Origin of the sequence: Streptomyces composti (assembly GCF_012034205.1) — a bacterium.
Lineage (GTDB): Bacteria > Actinomycetota > Actinomycetes > Streptomycetales > Streptomycetaceae > Streptomyces > Streptomyces composti.
This window is the reverse complement of sequence record NZ_JAATEM010000020.1, coordinates 129,984-136,250: the sequence shown is the minus strand read 5'-3', so window position 1 is coordinate 136,250 and position 6,267 is coordinate 129,984. Positions and strand designations below refer to the sequence as shown.

8 protein-coding genes are annotated in these 6,267 nt (G+C 71.7%); 6 read left to right on the top strand and 2 right to left on the bottom strand.

The genetic code is table 11. From position 1 onward, the window contains the following. Positions 1-271 precede the first annotated feature (271 nt). Together HCJ93_RS17995 and HCJ93_RS17990 are read left to right on the top strand one after the other, a co-directional pair. On the top strand, positions 272-502 hold the full coding sequence (locus HCJ93_RS17995) for a DUF397 domain-containing protein (protein WP_167996743.1): 231 nt from the start codon (positions 272-274) through the stop codon (positions 500-502). A 157-nt stretch (positions 503-659) separates the two neighbouring features. Further along, complete coding sequence (locus HCJ93_RS17990) at positions 660-1,577, top strand: helix-turn-helix domain-containing protein (protein ID WP_167996742.1); 918 nt, start codon at positions 660-662, stop codon at positions 1,575-1,577. 140 nt (positions 1,578-1,717) lie between these two features. Here the strand turns inward: HCJ93_RS17990 and HCJ93_RS17985 are convergent, their stop codons facing one another. Then, entirely contained in the window at positions 1,718-2,539 is an 822-nt protein-coding gene (locus tag HCJ93_RS17985) for an SAM-dependent methyltransferase (RefSeq protein ID WP_167996741.1), read from the bottom strand. A 228-nt stretch (positions 2,540-2,767) separates the two neighbouring features. Between HCJ93_RS17985 and HCJ93_RS30190 the strand changes: the two genes are divergently transcribed. The 3 genes from HCJ93_RS30190 to HCJ93_RS17970 all read left to right on the top strand — a co-directional run bounded on the left by HCJ93_RS30190 (position 2,768) and on the right by HCJ93_RS17970 (position 5,522). After that, a complete protein-coding gene (locus tag HCJ93_RS30190) occupies positions 2,768-3,190 on the top strand; it encodes a molybdopterin dinucleotide binding domain-containing protein (protein WP_167996740.1) in 423 nt (140 codons plus the stop codon). Continuing rightward, positions 3,187-3,675: a hypothetical protein gene (locus HCJ93_RS17975; protein WP_167996739.1), complete on the top strand. Its 489-nt coding sequence runs from the start codon at positions 3,187-3,189 to the stop codon at positions 3,673-3,675. The genes HCJ93_RS30190 and HCJ93_RS17975 overlap by 4 nt, the downstream gene beginning before the upstream one ends. Before the next feature lie 110 nt (positions 3,676-3,785). Further along, positions 3,786-5,522 (top strand): tetratricopeptide repeat protein, encoded by a 1,737-nt coding sequence (locus HCJ93_RS17970; protein WP_240967672.1) that lies wholly within the window; start codon positions 3,786-3,788, stop codon positions 5,520-5,522. 18 nt (positions 5,523-5,540) lie between these two features. Here the strand turns inward: HCJ93_RS17970 and HCJ93_RS17965 are convergent, their stop codons facing one another. Beyond that, on the bottom strand, positions 5,541-5,753 hold the full coding sequence (locus HCJ93_RS17965; protein WP_167996738.1) for a hypothetical protein: 213 nt from the start codon (positions 5,751-5,753) through the stop codon (positions 5,541-5,543). Positions 5,754-5,888: 135 nt separating this feature from the next. Between HCJ93_RS17965 and HCJ93_RS17960 the strand changes: the two genes are divergently transcribed. Continuing rightward, entirely contained in the window at positions 5,889-6,083 is a 195-nt protein-coding gene (locus tag HCJ93_RS17960; RefSeq protein WP_167996755.1) for a hypothetical protein, read from the top strand. Positions 6,084-6,267 lie beyond the last annotated feature (184 nt).

Genomic DNA, 6,267 nt, shown 5'->3' with positions numbered 1-6,267 from the left:
CGGGGCCGCGCTCGGTGCGCGGCCCCGCCGGGGGGGGGGCGGGAGGCACCGGCCGCCGACGACATCGGGTGTGCGTCCGCGCGGGGCGCACGGATCACGGGATGCGCAGGTGAGGGCACGGCATCTCCCCGATGCGACGTCAGGTCCGGGCGCAACCACGGGGGTTGACGCCGCCGCTATTATCCACGCAGAAAGCGTCCGCGTGCAATTGCACGAGAAATTGCGTGGGCTGTTTTCGGCCGGGGCGCGAACGATCAGCAAGGAGGCTGCGGTGCCAGGAGTGCGGAACGGAGTGCGGGCGAGCCAGCTGGACGCCCGCTGGATCAAGAGCAGGCACAGCAACGCCGAAGGCAACTGTGTGGAGGTCGCCCCGCTGGGCGGAGGAACGGTCGCGCTGCGCAACTCCCGTGACCCGGACGGACCCGCGCTGGTCTACACGGCGGCCGAGATGGCGGCGTTCCTGGCCGGCGCCAAGGACGGCGAGTTCGACCACCTGGTGTGAGCGCCGGAGGCCGGCGGCGCGGAACGGGAGCACGGGGGCGGTACCCGGTAGCGGAGGGCAACTCCTCACTTCTGTAAGGCTTCTGACGGTGATGCGGCATGCCGGTGCGAGGTGCGATAGTGTAAATCGCCCTTGTGCCGGTCTGCTGGGAGTCAGGATGTCCGCCGCCTCGTCGCATCGCATCTCCCGTCTGGAACCCTATCTGGACAGGCCCGAGCCGGCTCCGACCCTGCTGAAGATGCTGGTCGGAGTGCAGCTCGCAGGCTTCCGTGAGGACGCCGGCCTGGCCCAGGACCAGGCGGCCCGCGCCGTCGGTTTCAGCGCGGCCAAGCTGTCCCGCATCGAGTCCGGAAAGGGCCGCCGCCCGCCCACCGAGGCCGACGTCCGCAAGCTCCTCCAGCTCTACGGCACGGACGAGTACGAGGCCTCGGTGCTGCTCAAGCTGCTCCGGCGGGCCGGTGAACCGGGCTGGTGGCAGCGGTACGACAAGCGGCTGATGCCCGAGTGGTTCGAGCGGCTGGTGGGGTTGCAGGAGGCCGCCGCCACCATCCGTACCTTCGAGATCCAGTACGTGCCGGGCCTGCTGCAGACCGCCGCCTACACCCGCGCCGTGGTCGAGCGCGGACTGCCGAACGCCCCGGCGAGCGAGGTGCAGCGCCGGGTGGAGCTGCGCATGCGCCGGGCCGAGCTGCTGCTGCGCCCGGACGCCCCGCAACTGTGGGCGGTGGTCGACGAGTCCGTGCTGCTGCGCGTGCTGGGCAGCCGCGAGGTGATGCGCGAGCAGCTCGAACACCTGGCGACCATGGCCGAAAGGCCCAACGTCACCGTGCAGATCGTTCCGCTCGGCGTGACCAACGCCTCCGCTCCCGCGATCCCGGTGACCTATCTGCGCTTCGGCGGTCTCGACCTGCCCGACGTGGTCTACCTGGAGCACATCAGGAGCGCCAACTTCCTCGAGGACCGCGACGAGACCGAGGAGTACCGGATCGCGCTGGACCGCCTCGCCGACGAGGCGCTCACGCCCCGCGAGTCCCTGGAACTGATGCGCACCACGATGAAGGAGCGCTACTCCTGACGTACGGCGCGCGCTGCGCGGCCGGCTCCTCGGAACTCCGGCCGGGAGCAGTGGTCCGTACCGCGCCCGACATGCGACGCCCCTCCTGGCCCTTGCGGGCCGGGGAGGGGCGTCGGTGCGTCAGGTGCCCTCGGCCGGTGCTAGAGCGGCAGCCGGCCCACGCCGCCGAACTCGATCCACTCGTCGGTCAGCTGACGGGGCGCCACCTCGGTGTCCGGACGCCAGGTGGAGACCTCCACCAGTCCCGGCTCCAGGATCTCCAGGCCCTCGAACAGTGCCTCCACGTCCTTGCGCTCCCGCACCCGGCCCCAGTGGCCCTGGGTCACCTTGTCCATGAAGTCGGTGACGAACTCACGCACCTTGGGGTCGTCGCTGACCAGCTGACACATCACCATGAAGCTGCCCGGGGCCAGCCGTTCGCGGACCCGGTTCGCCACCGCGAGCGGTCCGTCCGTGTCGCTGTCGGGGATGCAGTGGAACACCGAGTTGAACAGTGCGCACACCGGCTGCGAGAAGTCGATCAGGCGCTTGGTCTCGGGGTGGTCGAAGATCTCGTCGGTGGACCGCATGTCCGCGTGGATCACCGCGGTCCGCTGGTCCTGCTCCAGCAGGGCCCGCCCGTGCACCAGCACCATCGGGTCGTTGTCCACGTACACCACGCGGCTCTCCGGGTCGACCCGCTGGGCGACCTGATGCACGTTCTCCTGCGTGGGCAGGCCGGAGCCGTGGTCGAGGAACTGGCGGATTCCGTAGTCCTCCGCGAGGGTGCGCACCACCCGGTTGAGGAACCGCCGGTTGTTCAGCGCGAGCCGGCGGGTGCTGGGGACGACCTTGTCGAGCTCCTCGACCGCCGCCCGGTCGGCCGCGTAGTTGTCCTTGCCGCCCAAGTAGTAGTCGTACATGCGGGCTGCCGTCGGCACGGTCGCGTCGATCTCGGTGGACAGCTGCTTACCGGTGTGCATCGTTCCCCCTGCGGAGTACCGCGCCAACTGGACTGGCTGGACAGGAAATACATCCTAGGGAGGCGCGAGCGGACCCTGCCAGCCCGTCGGCGAACAAGCCACGAACGAATCAGAAGGCGCTCACCGACCGTACCCGTGCGTGGCGCGATCGTCACCGACGGTGACTCTTCGTTTCGCGTGCGCCGGGTACTCGCCGTGCGCAGCCATCGGCGCACGAGAGGGCGCACCATGAAGGACGCACCGGACGACCGCATCGCCGACCCCTGGGGAGCGCGCACCCCCTACGCCCCCGGCACACCCTGGCCGGAACGTACCGACCTGCACCTCGCGGACGGGCTCACGGAGGACGACGTGGAGCGGTGGGTGCCGTCCGCCTCGATCCTGCACTCCAACGGCGACGCCATGGACATCGCGGTGCGCGACGGCGTGGTCTTCGTCCCCTTCCACTACGGCTACTGGGACACCCCGGCCGGCCACCGGCCCCCCGACGGCAGCCCCGGCCGCGCCGCCAACGAGAGCACGATCACCGACTGGGACCCGCTGTCCAAGCAGCCCCTGTTCAAGACGGCCGCCGCCCGGATCACCCTCGCCGCCCGCCGCGGCACCCCGGAGACCGCGGCAGCCGCGGGCGACGCCGGGAGCGGGACATGAGCGGCATCACCACCACCCTGAGCGAGCTGCACGACGGCGAGCGGCACCTGGAGCGCGAACTGCTGGCCGCCGCCGAACGCCACCGCGGCGAGCACGAGTTCCACCATGTCGCCCTGGACGTCGCACGCTGGTCCCGGGAGCACACCGAGCGGCTCGCCGACGCCGGCCGCGAGCGCGGCCTCGACCTGCCCGGGTCTCGCGACGACCCCGCGTCCGCCGCGTTCAGCGCGCTGCGCGAGCGGGCCGCGGCGGCCCTCGGCCGGCGCTCCGGGGCCGGCCTGCTCCTGCTCGGCGACCTGCGGCACCTGCACCTGGCCGCCGCCGGCAACTCCCTGTACTGGGAGATGCTCGCCCAGGCGGCGCAGGCCGTCCGGGACGAGCGGCTCGCCCTGGCCTCCTCCTGCCATCCGCAGACCCTGCGCCAGATGCGCTGGACCAACACCATGATCAAAGTGCTGTCGCCGCAGCTCCTCACCGCCGAGTAGGCGTCGCCCGGTCTGCTGCGCGGATGGTCGTACGCGGCTATTGTCGGGATCGTTCCGGCCGGTGCGGCGTGCCGGCCAGGGCCGACAGAGCCGCTTCCAGGGAGAGCGTCATGCACACCGCGGACGACTACTACGACCTCGGCACCTACAGCAGGCCCGTGACCACCGGATCCGCCCAGGCCCAGAAGTGGTTCGACCGCGGCCTGCTGTGGACCTACGCGTTCAACCACGAGGAGGCCGTCGCCTGCTTCGAGAAGGCGGCCGCCGCCGACCCGGACTGCGCCATGGCGCACTGGGGCATCGCCTACGCCCTCGGCCCCAACTACAACAAGCCCTGGGAGGCCTTCGACAGCGAGGAGCTCGCCACCACCGTGGCGCGCACCCACGCCGCGGTCGAGCGGGCGCACGAGAGGGCCGGCCGCGCCACCCCCGTCGAGCGGGCTCTCATCGAGGCCCTGCGCGCCCGCTACCCCCAGTCCGAGGCCGCCGCAGACTGCTCGGTGTGGAACGAACCGTACGCGGACCGGATGCGTGCGGTGTACGAGAGCGCACCCGACGACCCGGACGTGGCCACGCTGGCCGCCGACGCGGCGATGAACCTCACCCCCTGGCAGCTGTGGGACCTCCCGACCGGTCGCCCCGCCGAGGGGGCCCGCACGCTGGAGGCCAGGAGGATCCTGGACCACGCCCTGGCCACCGAGGCGGGCGCGCACCACCCCGGCATCCTGCACATGTACATCCACCTGATGGAGATGTCGCCCACGCCGGAGGCGGCCCTGATCGCCGCCGACCGGCTGCGCGACGCCGTCCCCGACGCCGGGCACCTGCAGCACATGCCGTCGCACCTGGAGGTGCTGTGCGGCGACTACCGGCGCGTGATCCGGGACAACGACCGCGCCATCGCCGCCGACCAGAAGTACCTCGAGCGCGTCGGCGCCATGAACTTCTACACCCTCTACCGGGCGCACAACATCCACTTCAGGATCTACGGCGCCATGTTCCTCGGCGCCTCGCAGGTCGCCCTCGACGCCGCCGGGCAGCTGGAGGCGGCCATCCCGGAGAAACTGCTGCGGGTGCAGAGCCCGCCCATGGCGGACTGGCTCGAGGGCTTCCTCGCCATGCGCGTCCATGTGCTGATCCGCTTCGGACGCTGGGACGACATCCTGGCGCTGCCGTTCCCCGGCGACCCCGAGCTGTACTGCGCCACCACCGCGATGCTCCACTACGCCCGCGGCATCGCCCTGGGCGCCACGGGGGCCGTCGAGCGGGCCGAGACCGAACGGCAGGCGTTCCGCGCGGCCGTCGACCGGGTACCGGAGTCACGGACCCTGTTCAACAACACCTGCCGGGACGTCCTCGCCATCGCCGGCGCCATGCTGGACGGCGAACTCGAATACCGCAAAGGCGAGTTCGACAAGGCCTTCGCCTCGCTGGAGCGGGCCGTCGAGCTCGACGACAACCTCCCCTACGACGAGCCCTGGGGCTGGATGCAGCCCACCCGGCACGCCTACGGGGCGCTGCTGCTCGAGCAGGGCCGGGTGGAGCAGGCCGAGGCGGTCTACCGCGCCGATCTCGGACTCGACTCCACGCTGCCCCGCCCCCTGCAGCATCCGGGGAACGTCTGGGCGCTGCACGGCTTCCACGAGTGCCTGACGAGGAGGGGCAGGACCGCGGAGGCCGGGATCGTGGCCCAGCAGCTCACCCGGGCCGTCGCCCTCGCGGACGTACCGGTCGACCGCTCCTGCTTCTGCCGGCTGGAGACCGGCCACGCGCACACCGGGCACTCCCACAGCGGTCAGTCTCACCACGCGGCGAGCGGGCGGGACGGCGAGGGCTGCTGCCACTGAGCCCCACCCACCGGGACCTCACCGGGACGCCTCCATCACCGCCTGGAACGACTTCATGCACGGGAAGCAGTGCCGGTCCGTGGCATGCCGCCGGCGGGAGTCCTCGTCCTCGCGCTCCACTCCGCACAGCGTGGTCGTCCTGTCCGTGGTCAGGACGTGCCACACCGGCTCTCCCGAAGTGTCTGCACCGCACCACATCTCGTGCATTTCCAGCTCCCTCCGGGTAGGCATGGAGGCCGCTTCCATCTCAGCACGGCCCCCGGGGCGGCGGCCCGCCGGGACAGCCAAGCGGGTGACACGGTCCGAGGGGTGGCATATCCGGGGCCCGGGCCCGATGCTGGATACGTGAGGACGAAGGCCCCGATCGTGGTGCACCCGCCGCTCGGCACGGGCGGACGGCGCGTGACGATCCGCGGGGAGATCGTCGGGCTCGCGAACTCCGACCGCGACGTCGTGGAGTTCCTGCGGCGCGCCGGGCTTCCGGCGGGGGAGCGGCTGCTCGACGACCCCGCCTGGGTGAAGTGGGTCGGCGGCCGTGCGCACGTGTACGACGCGGCCTGATCGCCCGTCGCACTGACGGTCACCGTCGGCGCCGACTCCGACGGTGACCGCGCACCCTCGTATACCCCGGCTCTCCTGCCGCATGCGGGTCCTCTCACACCGCTGCGCGGCCCCTTCCACCAGGCCCGACTCGCTGCTCCCGGCCGGCACGCCGCCGTCTCGCACCGCGCCCGGCGGGCCTTGC